At 58.2% G+C, this 26,655-nt stretch carries 19 protein-coding genes; 9 read left to right on the top strand and 10 right to left on the bottom strand.

Annotated features, from left to right (window positions below; translation table 11 throughout):
* Nucleotides 1-207 precede the first annotated feature (207 nt).
* The gene (gene purL, locus HS103_08915; GenBank protein MBE7512920.1) at nt 208-3,885 is read left to right on the top strand and encodes a phosphoribosylformylglycinamidine synthase subunit PurL; all 3,678 of its coding nucleotides are present in this window, start codon (nt 208-210) and stop codon (nt 3,883-3,885) included.
* Entirely contained in the window at nt 3,882-4,844 is a 963-nt protein-coding gene (locus HS103_08910) for a phosphoribosylaminoimidazolesuccinocarboxamide synthase (GenBank protein MBE7512919.1), read from the top strand. The genes purL and HS103_08910 overlap by 4 nt, the downstream gene beginning before the upstream one ends.
* A 19-nt stretch (nt 4,845-4,863) precedes the next feature.
* On the opposite strand, the gene HS103_08905 is transcribed toward HS103_08910, so the two are convergent.
* On the bottom strand, nt 4,864-6,549 hold the full coding sequence (locus tag HS103_08905; protein MBE7512918.1) for a hypothetical protein: 1,686 nt from the start codon (nt 6,547-6,549) through the stop codon (nt 4,864-4,866).
* A 36-nt stretch (nt 6,550-6,585) separates the two neighbouring features.
* Here HS103_08905 and HS103_08900 point away from each other — a divergent pair, with 36 nt between their 5' ends.
* Both HS103_08900 and HS103_08895 read left to right on the top strand, forming a co-directional pair.
* Nucleotides 6,586-7,365, top strand: a complete 780-nt coding sequence (locus HS103_08900) for a hypothetical protein (GenBank protein ID MBE7512917.1) — start codon at nt 6,586-6,588, stop codon at nt 7,363-7,365.
* Nucleotides 7,366-7,712: 347 nt separating this feature from the next.
* Nucleotides 7,713-9,776 (top strand): heme lyase CcmF/NrfE family subunit, encoded by a 2,064-nt coding sequence (locus tag HS103_08895; protein MBE7512916.1) that lies wholly within the window; start codon nt 7,713-7,715, stop codon nt 9,774-9,776.
* 50 nt (nt 9,777-9,826) lie between these two features.
* Here HS103_08895 and HS103_08890 read toward each other — a convergent pair whose 3' ends face one another.
* Nucleotides 9,827-10,933, bottom strand: a complete 1,107-nt coding sequence (locus tag HS103_08890; protein MBE7512915.1) for a glycosyltransferase family 4 protein — start codon at nt 10,931-10,933, stop codon at nt 9,827-9,829.
* A 210-nt stretch (nt 10,934-11,143) separates the two neighbouring features.
* On the opposite strand from HS103_08890, the gene HS103_08885 reads away from it, so the two are divergent.
* The 5 genes from HS103_08885 (at nt 11,144) to HS103_08865 (ending at nt 16,490) form a co-directional block, all read left to right on the top strand.
* Nucleotides 11,144-12,118, top strand: coding sequence for a MoxR family ATPase (locus tag HS103_08885; GenBank protein ID MBE7512914.1), 975 nt, complete (start codon nt 11,144-11,146; stop codon nt 12,116-12,118).
* 6 nt (nt 12,119-12,124) lie between these two features.
* The gene (locus tag HS103_08880; protein ID MBE7512913.1) at nt 12,125-12,703 is read left to right on the top strand and encodes an NUDIX hydrolase; all 579 of its coding nucleotides are present in this window, start codon (nt 12,125-12,127) and stop codon (nt 12,701-12,703) included.
* A gap of 327 nt (nt 12,704-13,030) precedes the next feature.
* On the top strand, nt 13,031-14,401 hold the full coding sequence (locus tag HS103_08875) for a sugar transferase (protein MBE7512912.1): 1,371 nt from the start codon (nt 13,031-13,033) through the stop codon (nt 14,399-14,401).
* 125 nt (nt 14,402-14,526) lie between these two features.
* Nucleotides 14,527-15,687, top strand: a complete 1,161-nt coding sequence (locus HS103_08870) for a M20 family metallopeptidase (GenBank protein MBE7512911.1) — start codon at nt 14,527-14,529, stop codon at nt 15,685-15,687.
* 29 nt (nt 15,688-15,716) lie between these two features.
* Nucleotides 15,717-16,490 (top strand): class I SAM-dependent methyltransferase, encoded by a 774-nt coding sequence (locus HS103_08865; GenBank protein MBE7512910.1) that lies wholly within the window; start codon nt 15,717-15,719, stop codon nt 16,488-16,490.
* A gap of 260 nt (nt 16,491-16,750) precedes the next feature.
* Here the strand turns inward: HS103_08865 and HS103_08860 are convergent, their stop codons facing one another.
* From HS103_08860 to HS103_08825, 8 genes are all read right to left on the bottom strand, one after another.
* On the bottom strand, nt 16,751-18,304 hold the full coding sequence (locus tag HS103_08860) for a hypothetical protein (GenBank protein ID MBE7512909.1): 1,554 nt from the start codon (nt 18,302-18,304) through the stop codon (nt 16,751-16,753).
* Nucleotides 18,301-20,325: a serine/threonine protein kinase gene (locus tag HS103_08855; protein ID MBE7512908.1), complete on the bottom strand. Its 2,025-nt coding sequence runs from the start codon at nt 20,323-20,325 to the stop codon at nt 18,301-18,303. Before HS103_08855 ends, HS103_08860 begins: the two co-directional genes overlap by 4 nt.
* A gap of 158 nt (nt 20,326-20,483) precedes the next feature.
* Nucleotides 20,484-21,740, bottom strand: coding sequence for a PQQ-dependent sugar dehydrogenase (locus tag HS103_08850; protein MBE7512907.1), 1,257 nt, complete (start codon nt 21,738-21,740; stop codon nt 20,484-20,486).
* A 153-nt stretch (nt 21,741-21,893) separates the two neighbouring features.
* Nucleotides 21,894-22,130, bottom strand: coding sequence for an acyl carrier protein (acpP, locus tag HS103_08845; GenBank protein ID MBE7512906.1), 237 nt, complete (start codon nt 22,128-22,130; stop codon nt 21,894-21,896).
* A 184-nt stretch (nt 22,131-22,314) separates the two neighbouring features.
* Nucleotides 22,315-23,091 carry an FkbM family methyltransferase gene (locus HS103_08840; protein ID MBE7512905.1) on the bottom strand — a complete coding sequence of 259 codons (777 nt, stop codon included), beginning with the start codon at nt 23,089-23,091 and terminating at the stop codon, nt 22,315-22,317.
* A 29-nt stretch (nt 23,092-23,120) separates the two neighbouring features.
* Entirely contained in the window at nt 23,121-24,050 is a 930-nt protein-coding gene (locus HS103_08835) for an FkbM family methyltransferase (protein MBE7512904.1), read from the bottom strand.
* A gap of 35 nt (nt 24,051-24,085) precedes the next feature.
* Entirely contained in the window at nt 24,086-25,369 is a 1,284-nt protein-coding gene (locus HS103_08830) for an ABC transporter ATP-binding protein (GenBank protein MBE7512903.1), read from the bottom strand.
* A 3-nt stretch (nt 25,370-25,372) separates the two neighbouring features.
* Nucleotides 25,373-26,233: an ABC transporter permease gene (locus HS103_08825; protein MBE7512902.1), complete on the bottom strand. Its 861-nt coding sequence runs from the start codon at nt 26,231-26,233 to the stop codon at nt 25,373-25,375.
* Nucleotides 26,234-26,655: the final 422 nt, after the last annotated feature.

Below are 26,655 nucleotides of genomic sequence, written 5' to 3'. Positions count from 1 at the left end.
GAGGGGAGCCAAACGACAAACCCAAATGTTGAAATGACGCCTACGCATAGCCTGAGGTGAAAACGTTGAGCGCTCACACAGGGCGATGGGCGCAATGCATTGCACCCCTACGAGAATTACAACGTTAACAGAACCTAGCCTCCCTACGCCACTTGGGTGGTACAATCCGCACCATTCGCAAGCTGCCCAGACCGTTGAGGATTCCCATTGAGCGAGCCGATAACAACCTATACGGTGGAGGTACAGCCCCGCCGCGCCCCGTTGGACGATCATTCGCCAAGTACGCTTTATTTTCTACGTGGAGCGCTGACCCCACAGGATATCGATCAGGTGGCGCGGACGCTGTTGTGCGATCCTGTCTCGGAGACGTTCACCATAAATACTGCGCCAACGCGGGCATTTATTGATGTAACCTACCTTCCCGGTGTCACCGACCCAGCCGCCGAAAACCTGATGCGGGCGGCGGGCTGGCTTGGGTACACCCTTTCCGAGGCGGCAACCGGACGCCGCTACCGAATTGCCGGCACACTCCAAACGTCCGATGCCCTTCACGCCCTTGCCGAGCGGTTCAGCAATGGGACTGTCCAACGCTACAGCCTGAACACGCCGATTACGCCCCCCTTCCTCGCCGTCCACGCAGCCGATGGTACGGTAGAGGTGGTCGCCCTGCGTGACGCGGATGATGAGGCGCTGGCGGTAATCAGCACAGAGCGCCGTCTGGCGCTGAACCTCCCTGAGATGGCGGCAATCCGAACCTATTTTCAGAGCGAGGGGCGCGATCCGACGGATGTTGAATTGGAGATGATCGCCCAAACGTGGAGCGAACACTGCGTTCACAAAACCTTTCGCGCCTTGATTGACTATGACGCCCCTCTACCAGCGGCGACAGAAGGCAGCACCCCGCAGCACATTGACGGCTTACTGAAAACCTACATCCGCGCCGCCACCGAAACCGTGAACCGCGACTGGGTGCGTTCGGCATTTGTCGATAACGCCGGAATCATTGCCTTTGACGAGCGGTTTGATCTCGCCTTCAAAGTGGAGACGCACAACCACCCTTCCGCCCTCGAACCGTTCGGCGGGGCAAACACGGGAGTCGGCGGCGTGATCCGCGATATTTTGGGTGTTAGCGCCCGCCCCATTGCCAATACGGATGTCCTGTGTTTTGGCGAATTGGATACTCAAACACTCCCGAAGGGTGTCCTTCACCCGCAGCGCATCCGCGAGGGTGTTGTGCGGGGGATCGAGGATTACGGCAACAAGATGGGGATTCCGACGGTCAACGGGGCAATGTTTTACCACCCGGGCTATACCAGCAACCCGCTTGTCTTTTGTGGATGTTTAGGCATTTTGCCACATGGCTCACATGTGACTGCCCCACAAGCGGGCGATTGGATCGTTGTTATTGGCGGGCGGACGGGGCGCGATGGTCTGCGCGGGGCGACTTTTTCCAGTATGGAGATGGATCAGACCACAGGACAGATCGCTGGCAGCGCCGTCCAGATTGGACACCCCATTCACGAAAAACAAGTTCAAGAGGTTGTCCTTCGCGCCCGTGATGCCAAGCTCTACCATGCGATCACCGATTGCGGGGCGGGTGGTTTATCCTCGGCGGTGGGTGAGATGGCGAAGGACATTGGAGCGCACGTCTTTCTGGAGCGCGTCCCTCTGAAGTATCCGGGCTTGCGTCCCTGGGAAATCTGGCTGAGCGAAGCGCAAGAGCGGATTGTATTGGCGATTCCGCCCGAACATTGGGCGGCGTTTCAGGCAATTTGCGCCGAACACGATGTGGAGGGGGTGGCAATTGGCAACTTGGTGGCGACAGGGCGGCTGCGCCTTGATTACGAGGGGAAAACGGTTGGCGATATATCGATGACCTTCCTCCACGAGGGAATTCCGCAGCGCCGCCTAACCGCCGTGTGGCGTCCCACCCCACCCCCTGCGCCGGTTGTAACGAACGAACCGCCCGTCCTCCCCACACTGTTGGCGCTTTTGGCACACCCGAACATTCGCAGCCGCGCCGACGTAATCCAGCGCTATGATCATGAGGTACAGGGCGGCGGCGCGGTAAAACCAATCCGGGCGGGCGGCGAACCGAACGATGGCGCTGTGCTTGTCCCCTTAGATACCTTGTTAGGTCAGCAGCCATCCGATGCGGAGGCGCTGCGCGGCGTCGCCCTCAGCGCGGGTCTCGCCCCCCTGATCGGGGAGCGCGATCCCTATATCATGGCATTTGCGGCAGTGGACGAGGCATTCCGCAATCTGGTTGCCATTGGCGCAGACCCCGATCAGGTTGCCCTCTTGGATAACTTCTGTTGGGGAAATCCCAACCTTCCAGACCGCTTGGGGTCTCTCGTCCGCTGTGCGCAGGGCTGCCATGATGCGGCAGTTGCCTACAACGCACCCTATATTTCCGGCAAAGACAGCCTGAACAACGAATATGCCGACGAGACAGGGACGCGCCACGCCATTCCCGCCACGCTGCTTATTTCCGCCGTTGGGCTTGTGCCGGATGCGCGAAAAACGGTCACCAGCGACCTCAAAGCGGCGGGCAATGCCCTTTATCTGGTGGGGACAACCCGCGACGAACGGGCGGGAAGTCATTACGAACGGCTGACAGGTGCCGTTGGTGAGGTGCTTCCCCAACCCGTGTCGGGTGCGCTTGATCTTCTGCGGGCGCTCCACAAGGCAGTGAAGGCAGGACATATTGCCGCTTGTCACGACCCGTCCGAAGGTGGGATAGGCGTGGCGCTGGCGGAAATGTGTCTGAATACAGGCTTAGCCGCCGTGATTGATCTCTCCGTCGCCCCCGGTGCGGCAGAAATGCCCAACTTGGCATCGGTCTTGTTCAGCGAGTCCCTAACGCGCTTTATTGTTGAAGTTCCCTTCGCTCAGATTGCCCCCTTCGAGGCACTTATGGCGGGTATTCCTCATGCGCGGATCGGGACGGTGACGGCAGACGAACGGTTGATCCTCCAGCGCGGCAAAGAGACAGTTTCCCTGAGCATTGCCGAGGCAGAGAAGGCGTTTGGCACACCATCGCGCCCCCCTGCCTATGGCGATAACGCCCCAACCCCCATCGCCATTACCCGCCGTGAGCGCCAGCCGCTCACCGTGCAACAGGGTAAAAAGAGGGTGATCATCCTCCACGCCAACGGCTCAAACCGAGATCGGGATGCGGCGCTTGCCGTTCACTATGCGGGCGGTGAGCCGGAGATCGTCCATATGAACGCGCTGCTGAAGGGTGAGCGCAGCCTGATGGGTTACCACATGCTCATTGTGCCGGGCGGATTCTCACATGGGGATGATCTCGGTGCGGGGAAACTCTGGGCGCTGGCGTTGGAACACCAGATCGGGGATGCCATGCGGCGCTTTGTGGCTGAGGGACGCCCCGTATTGGGGATTTGCAATGGCTTTCAGACGCTCGTTAAGGCGGGTATTCTGCCGGGCATTGAGGGGGAAAAAGGAGAACGCCTGGTGACGCTCACCTTCAATGAATCCCATCAGTTTGAATGTCGTTGGGTCACACTCCAAGCGAATCCCTTCAGCCCGTGCCTATTTACAGATGGAATCACCGAACGGATTGCCTGTCCGGTGGCGCATGGAGAAGGGCGCTTGCTGGCGGTGAAGGGCAGAACGCTAGACCGCCTCTGGCAGGCGGGGGTGATTGCCCTGACCTATGCGGGCGAGGGCTACCCGGATAACCCCAACGGCTCTCAGGGGGCAATTGCTGGCTTAACGAACCCGGCGGGGAATGTCCTCGGACTCATGCCCCACCCGGAAAATCATATTTTCCCCTGGCAGCATCCCGATTGGCGGCGCGAGGAGAGAGGGCAGGTTGGTCTGGGCTTGACGATCTTTCAGAACGGGGTGAATTTCGCATGAACCTGAGCCGTGATGATCTTTTGGACGGTATCCGGCACGCGCTGGATGAGGTAGATATAGTGGGGTTGGGTGCGAAAACAAGCGGAAAAGTGCGTGCCATGTACCGCCTCTCTGGGGGGCGGCGCGTGCTGATCACGACGGATCGCATTTCAGCCTTTGATCATATTTTGGGGCTGATCCCGTACAAGGGGCAGGTGTTGAACGAACTGAGCGCCTGGTGGTTTGCCCAGACAAGCGATATTGTCGGCAACCACCACATCGCCACGCCCGATCCGAATGTGATGATCGTTCACGAGGCGCAGCCGCTTCCGGTAGAGGTCATTGTGCGCGGCTACATTACGGGCGTCACCAGCACCAGCCTGTGGACGCTCTATAACGCGGGGGAACGCCACCCCTATGGCGTGGCGCTTCCAGACGGGCTGCGGAAAAACGATCCGCTGCCCACCCCCATCCTCACCCCCACAACGAAAGCCGCCCATGGGGCGCATGACGAGCCGCTGACGCCGAAGGCAATTTTGGAGCGCGGGCTTGTTTCTCCCGCGCTTTGGGCGCAGGTTGAAGCGGCAGCCTTAGGGTTGTTTCGGCGGGGGCAGTCGGTGGCAGCGGAGGCGGGCTTGATTCTGGTCGATACCAAGTATGAGTTCGGGCTAATCGATGGGCAGTTAGCGCTGATCGATGAAGTTCACACGCCAGACAGCAGCCGTTATTGGATCGCCAGCACCTATGGCGGCGCAAGCGACCCAGAACACTATGACAAAGAATATCTGCGCAAATGGTATGTGGCGCACGGCTACCGAGGGGAAGGCGAACCGCCGCCCATGTCCCCAGCGCTGATTGTCGAAGTTGCCTCCCGTTACATCGGGGCGTATGAGAAACTAACGGGACAACCATTCGCCCCCGCCGCCTACCCCGCCGAAGGGCGGATTGCGGCGGCGCTGCGTGCCTATCAGGATGTGTAGGGATTGCAGGGGAACGAGGCTACTCTTTCGCCTCGTTTTTGAGGGCGGTGAACGCCGGACGTGGGTTGCCATTCGCATCCAGCAGCGAGAATCCCGCTTGTTCACCACCCGCATCAACCAGACCCGGGATCATCGTGTAATTCAAGTTCCACAGGATCATCCCCGCCACGTAATCGTAGTAGGGGGGCTGCTGTGCCAAACGGAAAGCGCGGACGATGTAATCTGCCTGCTGGGTCTGGTTGATGAGCGCTTGCCAGCCCACATTCGGATCGGCACGGGCAGGTTTTCCATCGCTGCGGGCTAAGCCGTCATAGGAAGCCCAGCCGAATTCCGTCACCCACACTTTTGCCCGTGTATGCCCATGTGTGCGCATAATATCACGGTAGGCATCGAGCGTTTCCCGAAAATAAAAACTAGGATGCTCATACCAACCGGTGACCCCCGGTGCCGGATCGCAACAGCGCCCCTCGGGGGGGTTTCCCCATCCGTAAGGGTGCGCCCCTAGCGCCACATCCTCACCAAAGGTTGCCAAGCCCGCATCGTAAAGCTGCCCAATAAATTCCCGATCACCCACCGTACTCCCCGTAAAAGTGATCGTCGGGGCGGGTCCAGCGGTGATGACCATAATACGATGATCCGGTTTCGTCGCTGAAGGGGCGGCGATTTGTTCAGCGAGGATCGCCTCATAACCAGCCCGAAAATAGGTCATGTAGATGCCGCCGCTGATCGCTTTTCCCCGCCATTCACGGCTCAGGTTTGGCTCGTTCCAGAGTTCAATGGCATCAATAAACTCCGGTTTGACATCGCGCACCAAACGCCCCACAAAAACGGCGAACTCGGCGGGATCGTCGGGAGGACCATCTTCTATGCCGCGCACCGCCGCCGGACGCGCCCAATCCGGCGCTTGGGCAATGCTCAGCATGACCTTGAACCCACGGATACTCGCCCGTTGAAGGTTCAAGACCTGCCCTCGGTACGCCTCGGTCAGAATACCGCGCTCCGGTTCGTAGAGTTTCCAACTGATCTGCACCTTGATCCAGCGCACACCCAATGCCTCGGCAAAATCCAGCATTCGGGCAAACTGTTCATCGGTCAGGTTGTTGTGAAGGTGAATCCCCATCCGGTTTCGGCGCAAGAATCCGCCCGCTGTGGGGGAGGGTCCCGGTGTTACAACAGGGGGCAGCGCCCCTGCCCCCAAGGTTGCCGTCACTTTCGGTGTGGGGCTTGCCTGCGGCGTGTAATTGGGCGGAACGATGGGACCGAACTCAGTTGTCCCCCCTTGCAGCGTGGGAAGGGCGGGCATGGTGGGCAGTGGGGTGGTTGTCTCGGTGGGGCTGGCGGTTGGTGTTGCCGTAGGGGGGACGGGGGTTGTCACCTGAAAGGCTGCCCCAAAGGTCGCCGTTGCCCCTGCTGCTACAGTCAGAGAACGGGGGGTAGGGGTGGGAGCAATCCGCGTTCCAGCGGGGAGGTGTGTCGGGTTTGTCACCGGACCAAAGATGATCCCCGGCGTTGCTTCTGCGGTGCGGGTGGCATCGAGGGCGCTCAGCCCGTCGCTCGTGCGCCGTGTTTGCTCTGGTGGTGGGGTTGGGTTGGGGAGATACCCCGTCGTACAGCCGCTCAGAAACAGCCCGCATAGAACCATGAGAGCGAACAATCGCTGAATCGCGTGGATCGGGTACAATCCGCGCAGACTGTTCCCTATCACAAAGCAAATCGTCACCAACAGAGGATTCTCATTTCAATGCGTGTTGTTACCAACGAACGTCAAGTGAAGCGCGGACGCCAACGCGGAACTGTGATGTTTTTTGTCAGTCTGGCTGTCTTGACGGGTGGACTCTTGATCACGAATTTTATTCCGGTCAGTCCAGTTGCCCTGCTCATTGTACCATGTGCAGTGATGCCGCTTGGTATTCTTTTCACCGTACTTTCCATACGTTTAACCAACGAATACCTGCGCACCCCTCGCCCAGAAGAAGCGATTCGTGAGGGATTGGAGGGGATCAAGAATGCTGTCCTCTACAATTACTTTACACCACGCCATGTGTTGATCACCCCCTATGGCGTCTACGCCATTGTCACGCGCTTTCAGATCACAAAGGTGAAATTTAGCGGGGAGACGGTTCATAACTACCGCAATAAAGGACCCCTCGCCCCTGTTTTCCTCTTTCTTCGCCAGGAAGGGATGGGGAATCCTTACGAAGAAGTACAAACCGATACCGCCACGCTCCAAGTGATCGTCGATGAGACGCTGCCTGATTTGCACCTCACCGTCCAACCGTTGATCGTCTTCATTAGCCCTAAAGCGGTTCTTGAACTGGAAGACCCGATTGTTCCTGTCGTCTATGCCTCGCCAGAGAAAAAACCATCTTTGCGAAATGCCTTGAAGGGCGACCAAAAAGACAAACTGCGTGACCAAGCGGAAAAACTCACGGAGGATCAGATCACCCTTTTGGAGGCAGCGCTCCAAGCCCAACTGAGCGAGCGCGAGTTTGAGGATGCCTCTGAAGAAGAATATGCCTAAGTACAAATAGAGTGAAAAGGGGGGATGGCTCATGATCCTGTCACTAAAGCAGCGGGCTAGGAGCAGCCACCCCTTCGGGGCTTGGAAACCCTAATCCCCACCCCGTAAACAAAGAGAGGGCATCTCTCCCCCTTTCCCCATAGACAGGGAAAGGGGGCAGGGGGGATAGGGGTTCTTTAGGAATTTTCTTGACGAACGGCTAGTGATCCTGTCCGATTTTACACCCCCTGAGTAAAAAAAGCCCCACACACTCAGCTTTTTCCCCGCCTAATTCCCTCGGCGGGGCGTTCGATGGTAGAATTCCTTGTGAAATTGCGAACACAGTAGGCTTAGGCTAGGGGTGGGCAATGTTGGCAGAACTGGGGATCATCACGACGGGATTAGCGCTCTTGTGCGCCATCTTCGCCATGTTGGTTGGTTGTTACGGGGCATATACCCACCGCGAACGGTGGATTCTGAGCGCCCGCAACGCCGCCTTGCTCACCGTCCCCCTGCTGACGGCGGCGTGCCTCGCGCTGATTGCCGCACAACTGACAGGACATTTCGAGATTCAATACGTTTGGTCAGTGACGCAGACGAACGAGCCGACCTTTTTCAAAATCACCGCCCTCTGGGGTGGGCAGCCTGGGTCGCTCATGTTTTGGGCGTGGATGATGAGCGCCTTCAGCGGGGCAGCCATCCTGCTCAACTGGCGCACAGAACGGCGGCTCATGCCCTGGATGATCGTCTTTGCCATGGCGACGCTGACCTTTTTCATGATTCTCGTCGTCCTCTATGAAAACCCCTTCACGCGCTTCTGGGAAAATCCAGCGACAGGCGCGATTTTGCCAGCGGTTTTTCAACCCGCCGGACACACCGTCTTTTTCCCCCGCGATGGGCAAGGCTTAAACCCCCTGCTGCGCCATGTGGGGATGGTCATTCACCCGCCGATGCTCTACGCGGGCTATGTGGGGCTAACCATCCCCTGGGCATTCGCTATGGCGGCGCTTGCCTCTGGGCAGTTGAACACAAATTGGATTCGGGCGACGCGCCGTTGGACGTTGGTGGCGTGGCTGTTCCTCGGCTTGGGCTTGATCCTCGGCGGGCGGTGGGCATATGACGTGCTAGGGTGGGGCGGCTATTGGGGTTGGGACCCGGTAGAAAATGCCGCGCTGCTGCCCTGGCTCACGGCGACGGCATTCCTCCACAGCATCATGATCCAGCAGCGGCGGGGGATGTTGAAAACGTGGAACATGTTCCTGATCATCCTCAGCTTTACCCTCGTCATCTTGGGAACGTTCGCCACCCGCAGCGGGATCGTCGCCAGTGTTCACAGTTTTGCCCAAAGCCCGATTGGCGTCCCCATGCTGCTCTTTTTGGGGCTAATCACCATTGGCTGTGTGGCGCTTTGGCTATGGCGCTGGCGGCGTGGCGAACTGGCGAGTGACCACCGCTTGGAATCGATCCTCAGCCGTGAGGCAATGTTCATCCTCAATAATTGGCTCTTTGTGGGGATCACGGTGATGGTTTTGTGGGGGACATATGCGCCTGTCTTTACGGAATTATTCCGAGGGCAGGCGATCACCTTAGGGGCGGAATACTACCGCGCCGTTGTGATCCCGCTTTTTGGGGCGCTCTATGTCCTGATGGGTGTTGCCCCGCTGGTGGCGTGGAAACGAGCATCGGCAAAGGTCTTGGGGCGTTCGCTGTTCGTCCCCCTTGCCGCCACCGCCCTGACGGTGATCGTCCTCTTTGCCGCCGACCCGCCAGAGATTGGGGCGTGGTTCAGCTACGGTCTGATCGTCTTTGCCGGATACACAACGTTGTGGGAATTCTATCGCGGGGTTCGGGCGCGGATGGGCAAGGGTGAGCCGTTTTTTACCGCCCTTTCGCGCCTTTTTGCCCGCAGCCGGAGTCGTTATGGCGGCTATCTTGTCCACTTGGGCGTGGTCGTCATTGGCATTGGCGTCATTGGCAGCACGGTCTACCAACAAGAGACGCAAGAGACGATCAATCCGGGTGAGGCGATCACCATTGGGAACATGAGTATGATCTACAAGAGCGCCTTCCAAGCCCGTGCCGACGATGGGCGCGAGATGGTCGTTGCCGATGTTGCCGTTTATCGCAACGGCGCTTATGTGGGGGATATTCGCCCTCGTCAAGATTTCTTCGGGGAGCGCGGCAACCCGATGAGCATCGCCGGACAGTATTCCACGCTAGAGAGCGATTTCTACGTCCTTTTGGCGAATTGGTCGGGGGATCGGCTGACCTTCAAAGTCTACCTGAATCCGCTCGTAAACCTCGTCTGGTGGGGCGGGATTCTGCTCATGATCGGGACGATCATTGCGGCGTACCCCCAACCGGAACGGGAAATGGCGGCGAAAGTTGCCGAAGCACGCCAGCCCGGTCAGCTGCAGATTGCCGGCGATTGAGGGACGCATCGTCTTGTGGAGGGGCGCATCCGATGCGCCCGACTCCCCCCCTACCGCGAGAGAACTCGTTGATATACAGCCCGCACTACCCGCGCCGTCTCCGCCCATGTGAATTCCTTTGCCCGCGCCAGTCCCGCCGCCCGCGCCGCCGCCCGCCATGCCGAATCAGTCAGTGCCCGCGCCAACGCCGCCGCAATTTCCTCTGGAGCATCGGGGTTCACCGCCAAGCCAACTTCTCCCGCCACCTCTGGCAGCGATCCGCGATCCGAGGCAACGAATGGCACACCACACGCCATCCCCTCCAAAATCGGGAAGCCAAACCCTTCATAGTGAGAGACAAGCGCCACCACCGACGCCCCATTGTAGAGCGCGGGCATCGCGGCAAAGGGGACATCCTCCCGCCACAGGATCAATTCCCCCACCCCAAGCGCCGCCGCCTGCTGAAAAATCGTCTCGTAAAGCCAGCCCCGCCGTCCAGCAATGACCAGCGGGGGGACATCTGGCAGCCTGTCCAGAAGGTGCTTGTAGGCGCTCAGCAAGCCAGCGAGGTTTTTACGTGGCTCAAACGTCCCCACAAAAAGGATGTACGCCGAGGGGAGGTTCAAGCGGCGGCGAACAGCGTCCACCTCAGCGGGGGGTAGTGGACGGTAGGACTCATCAACACCAAGCTTGTGGACGGTAATTTTTTCTGGCGGGACCCCGATCATGTTCACCAAATCGCCCTTCGTCGCCTCTGAATCGGCAAGGATGTGCGCCGCCTGCCGCGCCGCGTGGGCAATGTTCCCCGCATAGTAGCGAAGGCTGTCTGCCGTTTGGAATTGGGGGTAATGGAGGAAATTCAGATCGTGAACGGTGATCACGTAGCGCCGTGCGCCAAAGCGCGGGGGAATAAAATCCGGGCTGTGCAAAAGATCGAGCCGCAAGGGGGCGATCTCCGCCCCGAACGCCCACCGCTCCAGCCGATGGTGCGGTGGGGTGAATGCCCGCATCCCTGCGGGCGCAAGGGGTGTTTGTGCCTTGCGATGATCAATGACCATCAGGCGATCCTCGCCCATGAGCGGGGGGAGATGTTCCGCCAAACGGCGGGTATATTCGGCAATCCCCCCCTCACGGTAGGCATTCAGACGGGCGTCAAGGGCAAGGCGTCGGGCGGACATGCCGAGGGATTGTACCCCATTGTGCTGCTCTCATCCCCATTGGCAGAATGCCCCCCTTTTGTGTACAATTTTTTCCTGTGTACAATGATCGACAATCTACAATACCCCCCACGCGCACCCCATCCGCCGCGCCCATCTCCCCGCCGCCGGATCGCCCACCTCAGACTGCGCACCACCGCCACCTCAAGGAAATCACTATCAGGAGTCGTGATGTTCAACGATACAAAATCTGTGATCAGCGCTCTTGCCGAGCAAAAGTACATTGCCTCGGATGAGATCGCCACCGTCTTGTTCCTTGCCGAAAAGTTGGGAAAACCCGTCCTTTCCGAAGGACCCGCCGGAGTCGGCAAGACCGAATTGGGCAAAGTGTGGGCAAGCGCCACCGGACGCCAGTTGATCCGCCTTCAGTGTTACGAAGGTCTGGACGAGAGCAAGGCGCTTTACGAGTGGGAATATGCCAAGCAGATGCTCTATACACAGCTTCTGCGTGATAAGCTGCAAGATATTTTGAAGGATGTCGGCAGTTTAGGCGAGGCGGCGAACCGTTTGGCGCTGGAAGAAGATGTCTTTTTCTCGGAGCGTTTTTTGCTGGCACGTCCGCTCTTGCAGGCGATCATCTCGCCAGAGCCAGCGCTCTTGCTCATTGATGAAATAGACCGCTCCGATACCGAGTTTGAGGCGTTTCTGTTGGAAGTCCTCAGCGATTTTCAGGTGAGTGTCCCAGAGCTAGGGACGCTGAAGGCAAAACACCAGCCGATGGTGATCCTCACCAGCAACAACACACGCGAACTCTCCGAAGCGCTTAAGCGGCGTTGTTTGTACCTTTCGATCAACTACCCTTCCCACGAGGAAGAACTGAACATCGTGCGGATGCGCATCCCCGACCTGAACGGACGGATTGCCACCCAAGTAGTCGATGTCGTCCAAAACTTGCGGGCGATGGATTTGAAAAAGCACCCCAGTGTTGCCGAGACGCTGGATTGGGCGAAGGCGCTCGTCATGCTCAACGCCGATAACCTTGACGAACGCACCCTAGAGACGACACTTACCGTCTTGCTCAAACATGAGTCCGATGTGCAGCGGGCAAAGCGCGAACTGAACAACGGAAACCTAACGCGGCGCGGGGCAACCGGACGCGGCGGCAGCCAGACCCCCGGCTTTCCCACCCGTCGCCCGCGAGGGTAAGCCTGTATGCCTATCAAATTTCAACCACAGGCGGGGCGATGGGAAACTGTCGCCAGCCGTCTTGTCTTGGATCGCTCGCCCTTTGCCCGTCTCTATGATGAGGATGTGGCGCTCCCCGATGGGACGGTCATCGAGGGTTTCGCTCGCTGTGTGATTACCCCCTTTGTGATCACCTTTGCCTTGCTAGAGGATGGGCGCGTGCCGTTCGTCCGCCAATATCGTCGCGCCCTGAACGATTTCCCTCTGGAACTCCCCGCCGGTTTCATCGAGTTTGGCGCGGGAGAGAACTCCGACCCGCTTCACACCGCCCAACGCGAACTTTTGGAGGAGACGGGTGCTGAGGCGGCGGAATGGTTTCCTCTGGGGCAGTATATGATGGATTCCACCAAAGACTGCGGGACAGCGCATTGTTTCGCGGCGCGGGGGGCGCGGCTGATCACCGCCCCTAATCCGGGCGATTTGGGGGAGCTTTCCCTCCACCTGCTCACCCTTGAGGAGGTGCGCCAGCGGTGGCTTGCCGGGGGCTTTCCCTCCGCGCCCACCGCCCTCACGGTGGGCTTAGCGTTGGCGCGGTTGGGGGTCTAGTCGCGGCGCATCCTATGCGCCCACCCAAGCATTGCCTGCCGCTAAAGCAGCAAGCTAGGAGTAGACACCCCTTCGGGGCTTGCCCCCACCTCGTAAACAGAGACAGGGACTCTCTCCCCCTTTCCCCGTAGACAGGGAAAGGGGGCGGGGGGGTTAGGGGTTCTGACCTAAAAACCTCACCACAGCCTTGGTTGATCACGTTTGAGGGTTCCCCTTCTTGGCAGATGTTCCTTTTTCTAGTTACGGATAAGCCGTTCAGCTCCGCGCCGACTTCTGCACCACGAATTACCAGTTGCTCCCCTCATCCCTTTGCACTATCCTTCTCATATGTTCACTCATCGTCGGCTTAGCCATACCCTTTGGGCAATGGCGCTCGATGCGCTGCTCACCGTAGGGGCGCTCCACCTTGCGGTAATACTGCGCCTCAGCGTGCCTGCTGGCGAATACATTGCCCCCACCTACCACCTCCCTTTGGCAGTGACGCTCATTGCTTGCCTCGTTTGGGTGGGGACATTCCTCTTGTTTGCTGTCTATGACCCGCGCCGCACCTACCGCTTTGTCGATGAACTTCAGCAGGTGATCACCGGAAGCCTGTTCGCGCTGCTTGTCCTTGCCGGGGCGCTCTATTTTTCCGAACGGCTCACCTCGCGGCTGCTTGTGGGGTACTTTTTCGTCCTCGACCTGACAGCGCTCATCGGCTGGCGTGTGGTGTGGCGGATCATGCGCCGCCTTGCTCAAAGGCACCCCGTCCAGCGCGTGATCATCATTGGGGCAAATCCCTTTGGGGCGCACATCGCCAAGATGCTCACCGAACTCAGCCACGATCAGGCATTGATCGTTGGCTTTTTGGATGATGCCCCCGCTGCCGAGGATATGGCGGAGGGGATGACCGTGATCGGGCGGATCGATCAGGTGGCGGCGATTGTCGTGGCAGAACGGATTGACGAAGTGATCGTCACTCTCCCTTACAGCGCCTATGATCGCCTTCATACGATCATCCCTGCCTTGCAGACGCAGTCCGTCCAAATCCGCATTGCGCCGAATTATGTCAATCTCGCCCTTCACCGCGCCCGTGTGGAGGAATTTGGCGGGTTGGCGTTTGTCAACCTGCGCGACCCTGCCCTGACGCCCTCGCAGCGGCTGGCGAAACGCGCCTTTGATCTCGCCCTGTGCCTCCTTCTCCTGCCCATCCTTATCCCCATCATGGCGTTCATTGCCGCCCTCATTCGGCTGGACTCACGCGGGGCAGCCTTTTACCATCAGGAACGGGTAGGGGAAAACGGGCGCTTGTTCAAGATGATCAAATTTCGGACGATGATCGTCGGCGCAGATCGCCAAAAAATAGTGGGGAAAACACCCGACGATCCGCGCATCACACGCATCGGGCGGTTTTTGCGACGGACAAGCCTTGATGAGTTACCACAAATGATGAACGTCCTGCGCGGCGAGATGAGCCTTGTTGGTCCCCGCCCGGAGATGCCCTGGCTGGTCGAACAGTACGAACCCTGGCAGCGAAAACGCTTCGCCGTACCACAGGGAATGACCGGCTGGTGGCAGGTGAATGGGCGTGCCAGTCGCCCGATGCACCAGCACACCGAGGATGATCTGTATTACATCCAAAATTATTCGATTCTTTTGGACGTGATCATTTTGTGGAAAACCATTTTTGCCGTGATCAGCCGCCGAGGGGCGTTTTAACCCTCCCTGTTCGCGGTAGAGGGAATGTTTGCTCCGCTTGTGCAACCTTCCTGTCCCCCTTTTCCCTATTTTCGGCTATCATTCAAACCTCTGATAAAAATCAACAAATAGGGAGTTTTTTTCTGTTGACCACTCAAACCCTCCACCCTGTTCTTGGCTATTACAGCGATCATGTTGCCGAGATTGTCGCCCTCACGACGACTCTGGCGAACTACGAAACGCCAACGGGCAGCAAAGCACATGTTGATAAACTTGCCGATTACCTCGAAGAGCTGCTGAAGAATGATCTTGGCGCAGCGGTGGAGCGCCTTCCCCAAGCGGTGGTGGGCGATATGCTCTTTGCCCGCTGGAACACTGACGCGCCGGGTAAACCGATCCTGTTTTTGATGCATATGGATACCGTCTGGGGTCTGGGAACGGTTCCCGCCCGCCCTGTTCATGTTGAAGGGGATCGCCTGATCGGACCCGGCACATGGGACATGAAGGGGAGCATCGCCACTGTCCTCAGCGTGATCAAAGGGCTGCGCGAACGCGGTGAATTTCCCAACCGCCCCGTTTGGGCGCTGTTTACCAGCGACGAGGAAACGGGCAGCGTTCACTCGTGGACAACGATTGAGAAAATTGCCGCCGACGCCGGACTGTGCCTTGTCATGGAGTTTGCCGGGGCAAAGGGCGGCTTGAAAACATGGCGTAAGGGAATCACCGGCTACACAGTCAGCGTCAAGGGGCGCTCCTCCCACGCCGGAAACGCTCCCGAAAAGGGGATTAACGCCGTTGTCGAACTCGCCCATCAAACACTGCGCATCACCGAACTGAACCGCCTCGATCTGGGGACATCCGTCTCCGTCACCGTCGTCAATGGCGGCACGGCGAGCAATGTGATTCCCGATCTGGCGACAGCGAAGGTGGACGTGCGCTTTCTGACACAGGCGGAGGCGGATCGCATCGAAAGCGCGATGAACAGCCTGACCCCTGTCCTCCCCGGCGCGGTGATCGAGATCACGAACACGGGCAGCCGTCCGCCGATGGAACACAACGAAACGATGATCGCCGTCTTTGCCCAAGCAAAGGGAATTGGCGAACAGATGGGGCTGACGATCACCGAAGAAGGCAGCGGCGGCGGCAGCGATGGAAACATCACCTCCGCCCTCGGCATCCCCACCCTTGATGGGCTAGGGGCAATGGGCGAGGGGGCGCACGCCCTCCATGAGCAGGTGGTGATCAGCAGCTTTCCGCGCAGCGCCGCGCTGCTTGATGGAATTCTGCGTGAGTGGCAGTTTGCTTAAGCGCCGCCGCAGCCGCTAGGGTTTAGCCTATGGATCGTTCCCTTCTGGTGCGTCTCATGGGCTTTCCGGCGACGCTCCTGCACGGCGATACACTTGTGTTGGATCGCTGGCTGTGGCTGCGGCGGCGTCTGCCCTATGTGGGGGCGGGGGAGCGCCTGATCGACCTCGGCTGTGGGTCGGGCGCGTTCACCATTGGCGCGGCAAAACGCGGCTATCACGCTCTCGGCGTCAGTTGGGACGAGCGGAATCAGCAGGTGGCGGCAGAACGGGCGGCGCTCTGCCATGCTCCCACCGCCACCTTCACCCTCGGTGATCTGCGCGAGCTTGACCAGCGAACGGAATGGCATGCCGCCTTTGAGGTCGCCCTCTGCTCAGAGGTGATTGAGCATCTGGGCGATGATCGCCGTCTGATGACCGCCGTTGCCGCCTGCCTGAAACCGGGCGGGCGCTTGCTGCTGACGACGCCTAACTACGCCTTTCGCTACATCACACGCGGCGATCTGCACCCCTATCCGGTGGTGGAGGATGGCGGGCATATGCGGCGCGGCTACACGCCGGAAATGCTCCGCGAACTGTGCGATCATGCCGGACTGCGCCTTGAGTCCGTCGGCTATTGCAGCGGGATTCTCAGCCAGCAGATCACACGGGGGTTTCGCCATCTCAGCCGCCGCCACGAACTGATCGGATGGGGGGCAACCTTTCCCTTGCGGGCGCTCCCCCCCCTTGCAGATCGCGCCCTCACTTGGCTTAGCGGCTACCCTTACCACACAATCTGCCTCATTGCCTACAAACCCCGCTTTTAGGAATTCCCTTTACGGCGTTAAGTTAACGCCGTTAACAAAAAGATAAAGTGAACGGTGTTAAGTTAACGCCGTTCACCGAACGGTGTACCCCATAACCATATTCACTTAACACTGTAAAATGAATGTGGTTCACCCTAGTAGTCCGTCAAGAAGGTAATTCGTGTAATTCCCGTAGGGGCGCAATGCCTTGCGCCCATCGCCGTGCGTGAGCGCCCGCTGCCTTCGCAGCGGGATCACTGGGATTACAATGTCAACACAACCTAGCGCCGCTTGTAGAGCAGCATCCCCGTCCCGTAGAAGGTGGTCGGAATCTCGCGGATCAGTTCGTAATCGCGCTGAAAGGTGGGGTCTTGCGCCACCCCCAAGCGGATGAACGCTTCCATCGTCAGCAGGTAATCGGGCTGCGTGTCGCGGATCAGTTGGGGCGGAATGGCGTAGACCTGTCCGGGGGGAATCAACGCCGGATCAACGGGGTAGTAGGCGCTCATGGCGGGCGTCACCAACCCGACAGTATCCACGATGATCGCCCCGCTGAAGTAGCCCACCGCCCCAATATCGCCCGCGGCGAGGCGCGTCGTCTCGCTGATGCCGTAGGTTGCCCGCAGGTATTCGACCATCTCGCGGTAGTAGCGTTCGATCTGATGCCACGCCATGATCGGCGCGGGGCGGTCTGCGCCGTGATCGGGATGGAGCGTCCAGCCGCGTAGGGAGGTGAACAGCCACAGACAGGCAGCCCCCACAAAGACGAACCGCCGCGCTTGCCCAACAAAGGTAGGACGCTTCCCCCACCCGCCCACCAACGCCCACACCCCGCACAGGATCAAGATCATGTAGGCGGGCATCGGCGGGGCGAGATACCAGCGAAAGATCAGCGGGTTGGCAAGGCTAAAGACCAGCACATAGAGGAAGGGGTACAGGAAAAACGGCAGCAGGCGCGGCTGGCGGCGCACCCCGTACAGCACGCCGATTAGGGCGAGCGTGAAGTAAACCACCGCCCCCACCATCGCCCCCAGTGAGCCGAAGGTTTCAAACTCGAAAAAGGGTTCGCTAAACGCCTGAATGAAGGTGATCAACGCCGATCCCGGGGCGACGACATAGGCGACAGACTTTGCCGCCAACGAGCGCGGCACAGGCGAACCGAAATAGGCAAGGCTAAAAACAACCCAGGGGGCAATCGTGAGCGCCGTCACCAGCCACGTGCGGAGGGCGAGGCGAAGCGGGGGGCGCTCTCGCAGGGAGAGCAGCGCTTGATGGGCGAATAAGGGAGCGATCCACAGGGCGGCATCAATCCGTGTGAACAGCCCTAAGCCAGCGAAAAAACCCAGCCACAGCGGGCGCTCTGTAAGGTAAGTATAGACGGCGGCAACCATCCAAAGAATGGCAAAACTCGTCTCCATCCCCCCAACGGCAAAGGTCACGCTGCGCGGGGCAACCGCCCACAAGACGCCGATCAGGAGGGAGGGGAGGGGGTGTCCCGTCAGACGGCGGACGATGTGGATGAGCAGAACGGCGGTGAGCGCATCGGCAAGGGCGCTGAGGACGAGGGCATAGGTGGGGAAATCCCGCCCATTGAGGACTGCCCCCACGCCCGCCACAAGCAGGGTGAAGAAGGGCGTCGTCGTCCCCAAAACGGGCGTCCCCGGATTGTAGGTGAAGCCCTTCCCCTCAAGGATGTTTCGGCTGTAGCGGAAGGTGATGAAGGCGTCGTCAATCGTGCGTGGGGAGGGTATTACCCGTGCGGCGAAGGCAAGACAAGCGACGAGGATCACCACCCCTAGCATCAGGCGGCGCGGGTGGGCAGTGAGAACGGTCACGAATCCCCCTCGATGGTGATTACGACATTGACCACATCCGCTTCACTTTCGGCAAAGGCAGTGGCAAACGCCCCCGCACTTTGGTAGCGATCTTCTGGCGCTTTCGCCAGCGCCCGCATGACCACCCGCGCCACGCGATGACTGAGGTTCGGCTTATAGAGGCGGGGGTTGGGGGGAGGCTGTCCGAGGTGGGCAAATAAGACTTGCCCAGAGTTCCCCGAAAAGGGCAAGCGCCCGGTGAGCATTTCAAAGACGACGACGCCTAGCGCGTAAATATCGGCACGATGATCCACCTCCCGTGCGGCAATGATCTGTTCGGGGGCAAGGTATTCTACCGTGCCGATCATCCCCGTTCCCGTGTAACGGGTGGCTGCCCCGCCTACTTTGGCGATTCCGAAATCCATGAGGACAGGGGAGGGCGTGGGGGTATCGAACCCACCGCGCAGCATGATGTTAGAGACTTTAATATCACGGTGAACAATGCCTTGCGCATGGGCATAATCGAGCGCCTCGGCAATCGGTTTCAGAATGGCACAGGTGGTTTCTAGGGTGAGTGCGCCAATCCGGTCTAGATAATCGGCAAGAGTGACGCCATCGACAAATTCGAGGGCAAGGTAACGCACCCCACCGCTGTCGCCCGCATCGTACAGTTTGACGATATGGGGGTGATCAAGGGAACGCATCGTCTCCGCTTCGCGCTCAAAACGGGCGCGGAATTCCTCTTGGCGGGCATTTTCGAGCGGGAGAATCTTCAAGGCGACGAGTTGATCGGTGGTGATTCCTTTATAGACTTCGCCCATGCCGCCTTTGCCAATGACATCAAGAGTCTGGTAAATGCCCAGTTTGCGTCCGCTGAGCGCCCCCGGATTTTTGACTTCTGGGAGGTGTTGGGCGTGGGCAACATCGGAGAGATCGAAGCGCAGCCCGTACAAACGACGATCTACGAAATGCTGCGCCGCTTGGCGGACGGGGGTGAACAGGACGGCGGCGCCCACCGCCGCAAGGATGAGCGCCAATTCGGACTGCCCCTCACCGAGGATGATGCGGATGAGCAGCGCCCCACCGATAAATGCCAGAAGGACGATCACCGTCACCGCGCCGTAGACAAGCGAGCGGTTGATCACAAAGTCCACATCCCACAGGCGGTAGCGGAACAAGGCAATGGCAACAGAAATGGGAAGCGTCACAAGGGTCAGGTGGCAGGCGGCGACAATCAGGTTGAAGCCCAAGCCAAGCGGGGTTGGCTCTAGAACAGCAGGGAAAAAGATGGTGATCAACAAACAGGGCGCATTGGCGAGTAGGGCGATCATCAGAGCGAGGACAACCCACTTTGTCTGTTGACGCTGTGTGGGTGTGAAAATTACCCGATAGCGATGGATTTGAACAGCGAGGGTGAGCGACCACAAGCTGATGAACAACCCCGGAACAAGATAAGTGAGTGAGCCACCTTGCTGAAGGAACATCTCTGGGAAAGCATCTTGAGCAACTGCCCACGCCCCAAAACACAGCACACTGAAAGCGGCAGCATACGCCGTCCAGCGGGGGGCAAAGCGCCCGGTGGGGTACATCATGCCCATCGGGATACTAGTACACCAACCGACAACTTTTACAAAGGTGAGAAAGGGGCTTGCCACCGCCGCCGGATCAATCATGAGCAGGATTTGGAAGCGGACGATGCTCACAATACCAAAGGTGACAAAATTAAGTGCCACCAGCAGACCCATCCGATCATGCGAACGGACGCGGAAGATGATCACCCCCACAAGGAAAAACCCCCCCGAAACGATGATCATCATGGCGACAAATATCCCGCCATAAACCTGTGGGGTGAGGCGGAGCGCCGCCAGCGCCTCCCGTACAGCGGGCGAGGACGTCTCAAAATGGGCGAAGATCGCCTGATAAAGCTGGATAGAGACACCGAGGCTGATCACCGCGAGGATGCCCCACAGGACTCGTCCGAAGGTCAGAAAAGCGGGGCTGGTAATGTGGGTGGTTGTTGTCGTCTCAACGCTGGCGGTCATGAGAACTCCCCTTCCGGCACGCTTTCCACTGAATAATTGCCCACTGAGTATAGCCCTCGGCGCGATTCTTGTTTAGGGTGTTACGGTTTTTGTCTGCGAAAAAGTGGGGGTGGGGAGGTGGGCGCATACAATGCGCCCCTACGCAGATGCGGGCGGGCTTATTTCAGGCTGAGGCGGTAGACCGCGCCCTTGTAATCGACAAGGTAGAGTTCGCCGCTTTCATCCTCGCCAAAGCTGGTGATCTGCTTGCCCGTCTCCATAAAGAGGGTGTTTACCCACACCCCGTCTGGGTTTTGGTAAAGCGTCCAGAGTCGCCCGTTGCAGTAATCCCCGTAAAGGTAGACCCCCCACAGGGCGGGCAGCGAGCGCCCCCGATAAACATAACCGCCCGTCACCGAGCAGCCGAAGCTGTGATCGTAGACAGCAACCGGCGCGGTGAAGGTGGCAAGCAAGGCGGGATCGGGCGCATCGGGGAGGGCATTTTCGCCGTCGTAGCGTTGATCGCCTTCTTGGACGTTCCACCCATAATTTTCCCCGCCAGTGCTGCTTGCCGCTTGGTAGTTGATCTCCTCTTTTTGCCACTGCCCCACATCGGCAATGTAAAGATCACCCGTGTAACGATCCATGCTGTAGCGCCAGGGGTTGCGCAAGCCAAGCGCCCAAATTTCGGGGGCGTAAGCAGGATTGCCGACGAAGGGGTTTGTTGGCGGAATGGCATAGGCGGTGGCGCTTAGGTCGCTGACATCAAGGCGGAGCAGTTTGCCATGAAGGGTGTCAGTCTTTTGCCCGTTTCGCTCAGGGTCGCCCATGCCACCGCCATCGCCCGTCGCCATGTAAAGGTAGCCATCGCGCCCAAAGGCGAGGTGTCCGCCGTTGTGATTATCGTGGGGTTGGGGAATCCTGAGCAGGATTGTGGCGCTGGCGGGGTCTGCCTGATTGGGGTCATCGCGGCGGACGGTGTAGCGGGCGAGGATGGTTTCCCCCCCATTGTTCAGAGTGTAATTGACGAAGAAAACCCCTGTTTTAGAAAAATCAGGGGAAAAGGCAAGCCCTAGCAAGCCGCGTTCGGTATAGCCACCGCGCATCGCTTCATCGCCTGTTGTGGCGGAGAGATCAAGAAAGGGGATGGGAAGCATCGCACCGCCCTTAAGGATCATGATTGTGCCGCCCTGTTCGGCAACAAACAAACGTTTTGAGCCATCGCCCGCGTGGGTTAGCAAGATCGGGCGGTCAAGGTTAGTGGCGATCTGCTCCCAAAAATAGGACATGGCGTCGGGCGGGACGCGGGTGACGGCGGGGGTGAGCTGGGAAGGCGGTGTTTGGGCAGCCGATGAGGGGGTAAGAAACAACAGCATACCGAAGGCGATGATTGTGAACAGGCTTAACCGGAGCAGCGTGATCGGACTCAGGGTCATTGGTTTCCTTGAAAGATGCGCATGGCGAGTGTGAGGGATTTTACCGCGCCGCAAGACACAACAAAACGGGCGGACACATTGCCCGCCCGTTCATGATGTGCGATGGTGAGGTTTACGGTACACACGGCGAGGGGAAACAGCCGTGCGTGGTGGTTACTTCATCCGCGTATCGATATAGGTGATTGCTTCGCCAACCGTGGTGATTTTCTGTGCCTCTTCGTCAGAGATTTCGCCGCCAAATTCTTCTTCGATCTTCATGATCAATTCCACGAGATCAAGCGAATCGGCTTCAAGGTCTTCCTTAAATTTTGCCGCTGGCACAATTTTGGCAGCATCCACACCGAGCAATTCAACGATAATATCCCGCACACGATCTTCCGTAGTCGCCATGACAGGCACTCCCTCTCTGTGAGTGTGATTGAATTCAATGTCTCTTATGACGGGGCAATTATATATCCCCCGTCTTCACCTGAAAAGGAAACACTCGTTTTGGTGATCCGATACGAGTATGTTGAGGATTACGCTGCTGTCCTCATCTGAAAACGATCCCATCTCTCCCAGCCAATCAGTGCGATCATCCTTTGGCGGCGGCTGTCCGTTTGAATAAAATATCAACTTCCCACAATTCACCGTTCGTTTGGTTTGCCGTCCCCGCCCGCACAAAAGCGATCTCGAAGGCGCGGTCACGCATCATCTGGCAGATATCACCTACGACGGGTTGCCCTTCATATAAGGGGCGAAATGCTGCTTCTAAAATGATATAGGTTGACCGTGCCAAAACGTTCGTCCCCCCTTGAATGACGTGCGCTTCGTAGCCTTGTGTATCGATCTTGATCAGGTCAAAGGCAGCCGGCGGGTTTACCAGCGACTCATACCATGAATCGAGGGTGATCACTGGAACATCAAGATGGAGGTCGGGGGCAACATGCTTCGACAATGCCTGCCTGCCATAGGCGCTTGGTGGCAGAAACGAGGATGTAGAATGAGTCTTAGCGATGGTGAAGGGGAGCGTCCCTGACTGGCTGCCAACGCCCATCGAAAAGATATGGACGTGGGGATTTGCACCAAAGCGGGCGTGCAGCGCTTCGCTGAGCGCGGGCTGTGGCTCAAAGGCATAGATTTCGGCATCGGGGGCGGCGGCAAGGGTGTAAGCGACGGTCGTCCCGACAGACGCACCAATATCGATCACCTGTGGGGCGCGTTTGCCCGCCAGCGCTTGGGCAAAGATGGAGGGGTTGTCGACATAGCGATGTCGGAGTCTTGTGATCTCTGAGATGCGTTCGAGGCGAAAATCCATCGGCGCTAAGAGACGGTTAAGGGTGGCACGGACTGTCTGTAAAAGGGTCGGCATCTTTATTATCCTAATTAGGCAAGGGATATTCAACGTATCAAGACGGAGAGGGATGGGGCTGCTTCTGGCAGTGCCGCTACCGCATTGCACGATTTGGGAACTGTTGAGGGATCAAAGGGGCTGAGTGTGCCGTCCTCGTGAAGGTGATAGAGCCTGTAACCCGCGCCTTGAAACAATGCCAGAAGGTCGCCTGCAGAGACTCCGGCATTCGTCAGGCAGGGTTGGTTGATCTCAAAGAGCCAAACGGCGACAGCCCTTGTTTTTAAGAGGCGGCTTGCCCCCCGCAGGACGCCAACCTCTGCGCCTTCCACATCCATCTTGGCAAAGCTGATCTGGGTGATTCCCTTTTGGACGGTGTAATCATCAAGGGTGAGACAAGGGACATCCATGTAGCCGCTTGAGACGCCTTCGGCATAGGGTTTCCCGATGCTGCTGAACGCCTCTGCGCCCGGGATAGTGCGGGCAAGGCGCAGTGTACCGGGGGTTTCGCCAAGCGCGGCGGCGTTCACGGTGACTTGCACCAAGCCGTTCATCGTCACGTTGCGCTGCAAGTAGGCAGCGGCGGCTGAGGGTTCAAAGGCGTGAACTTGTCCGCGTTCCCCCACCGCCCGCGCCAAGCGCAGCGTGTGCGCCCCGATGTTCGCCCCAATATCCAAGACGGTCATTCCGGCTGTGACGACCTGCGCCATGACGCGCCCTTCATCGGGCGCCCAATCATGGCTCAGAAAAACGATGCGCCCAACGGATTCATCGTTGGGATGGGCAACAAACGAGAAGTTATCGTAGATGGTCGTCTGAAGGTCTTTTCCGGCGGCAAGGGCGCTGAAATGCGCCATATACCACGCCCACGACTGGCGATAGCGGCGGTTTTGCTGGCGTCCGCTGGGGCTGAACAGGTTGCGGGCATAGCGAAGGTAAAACCGCGTCCGCAGGCTGAGGCGATCCCGAAAGGGAGTCATAAGGGTAAGAGACATCCTATGGTGAAAGAAGGTACTCAGATAGGTTGGGCAGATGGTTCAGAGAGTGCTTGCTGAGCAGCGGTGACCGTCACACGCGGTTTCAGGGCGATATAGCCCGACCAAGTGTCCAGTTTGCGCCCGCCATAAATGGGCGTGTCAACAACCTCAAAGCTGATGTACTGTGGTACGCGCTCAAATTTATGTTGAACACGATCTTTGAGTTTTATCTCCAGTTGGTAGCTGCCCGGAAGGAGTAGGTTTTCGGGGATGGAAAAGCCAATGGTGACGCTCTCCTCTTCCTTGATAGGGGGGATGGTTTGGAAATCTTCCAAATCCAAGCCAAAGAGACGAAAGCCATCGGGGGTGCGCACCCCCACGTAGCAGCCCAGTTGAAGAACCTCAGTTTTGGCGGTGAGTGTGATCTGAATGTCCAACGGGGCAAACGTCTTCAAGAGCGGCTCGCCCCCAGAAGTGATCGCCACACGGGGGATAAGGAACGACGGCGTAGAGAGGGTGGTGAATTGGTCTACCGATGGTGTGACACCAGCAATGTAGCCATCAACGACCTCGTCTATCTTGCCTATCGCCAGAACTTCGCCACGCCCTAAGAGAATCCCCTCGGTACAGATGTTGCGCATTGCCGACATGTTATGACTGACAAAGAGGATCGTCCGCCCGCCGCGCCCGATCTCGGACATTTTATCCAAGCACTTTTTCTGGAATTGGGCGTCGCCTACCGCCAAGACCTCATCAACGACAAGGATTTCTGGCTCAAGATGAACGGCGACGGCAAAGCCCAAGCGCAAGCCCATCCCCGTTGAATAATGTTTGACGGGGGTATCAATGAATTTCTCAACCTCGGCAAAGGCGACGATCTCATCGAACTTGCGTTGAATTTCGGCGCGGGACATGCCCAGAATTGCACCGTTGAGGTAGATGTTTTCCCGTCCGGTCAGTTCGGGATGAAAACCCGTCCCCACTTCTAGCAGCGCCCCAATGCGCCCATAAAGCTCAACCTGTCCCTCGGTGGGTTCGGTGATGCTCGAAAGAATCTTCAATAGAGTGCTTTTCCCCGCGCCGTTGTGTCCGATGACGCCGACGATTTCCCCTTGCTTGATATCAAAAGAGACATGGCGGAGTGCCCACATCGTCTCGGTGAAGTTATCGACGGCAGCATTGCCGCGCAGCAAGCTCCCCATCCGCCGAAAGGGGGCGGTGAATGTGCGGGTTAAGACCTCCCGAAAGCTGCCATAGGACTCGGCTTTACCAATCCGATATTGTTTGCCCAAATCCCGAACGCGAACAGCTAGATCGGTCATAGATTACACCACATCTGCAAAGTTTTTTTCCATTCGTCGAAAGTAGAATGCGCCGCTCACCAGCAAGATGAGCGCCGTCAGTGTAGAGACGATGATGATCCCGCCCGGTGCGGTGTTCGTTCCCAAAAGCGCCCACCGAAAGCCTTCCACGACACCGGTCATGGGGTTGAGTCCGTAGATTGCCCGCAGTAGGTCGTTTTTGATCAGCGTGCTAGGGTAGGCAATGGGGGTGGCAAAAAGCCAAAACTGGGTGAGGAAGGGGACGATATAGCGCACATCCCGAAATTGAACGTTCATTGCCGAGAGCCACAGCCCCACGCCTAAAGAGGTGATCAGTGCCAAGAGGAGAAACACCGGCAGCCAAATGACATTCCCTGTGGGGATTATCCCAAAGCCGAGCATCATGAGGAGTAAGACGGCGAAGGCGAGGAAAAAATCGACAAAGCCGGCAAAGACCGTCGAAAGCGGGATGATAAGGCGTGGAAAGTAAATTTTCTTGATCAGGTTGGCGCTCCCCACAAGGCTGTTCGATGCGCCGGTCAAGCCTGTGGCGAAAAACGTCCAGGGGACGAGGGCGGCAAAGCTGAAAACAGGGTAAGGAACGCCATCAGAAGGGATTTGTGCCAACTGCCCAAAAAATAGACTAAAGACGACCATCGTCATGAAAGGCTGGATGATCGCCCATGCTGCGCCGATCACGGTCTGCTTATAGCGGACTTTGACATCGCGCCAGATCAGGAAATAGAGCAGTTCACGGTACTGCCACAATTCAGCCAGTTTAAGGGACACCCATCCTGTTGAAGGGCGGATAATTGTTGTTGGTAAGGGTGGTTGTTTGGCAAGGGTGATGGGAGTTTCGGTCATGCGTTGTTAGAGTATTCAATTCCTCGTATGGAGAGGAAGTATACCGTAAAAAGTCTAGGGGGAGGGATAATACCCCTCTCCTCCCTTTTATGCCGCTAAGTACAAATAAAAAAGCCCTTTGGGGTGGGGACGACGGAAAAGCCCATACGGATATGCCTTTTAAGCCCCGAAGAGGTGGCTGTTTTCAGCCCGCTGCTTTAGCGGCGGGATCATACATCAGCCCGCCTTTTCAATGTGGTGGTACTTAGTAGTCCACCAAGAAGGTAAGCATAGAATGAGGTAGCCCTCATCCCCCCTAACCCCCTTCTCCCAGTGGGAGAAGGGGGAATCCATTTTTTGAGGGGACTTCCCCTTCTCCGTTCACGGGGAGGGACAAGAGGTGGGGTTTTGAAATGACTTGTACTTATCTGTGTGGCGGACTA

It is taken from the genome of Anaerolineales bacterium, from assembly GCA_015075625.1.
Lineage (GTDB): Bacteria > Chloroflexota > Anaerolineae > Aggregatilineales > UBA2796 > UBA2796.
This window is presented reverse-complemented; position numbering and strand designations above follow the sequence as displayed.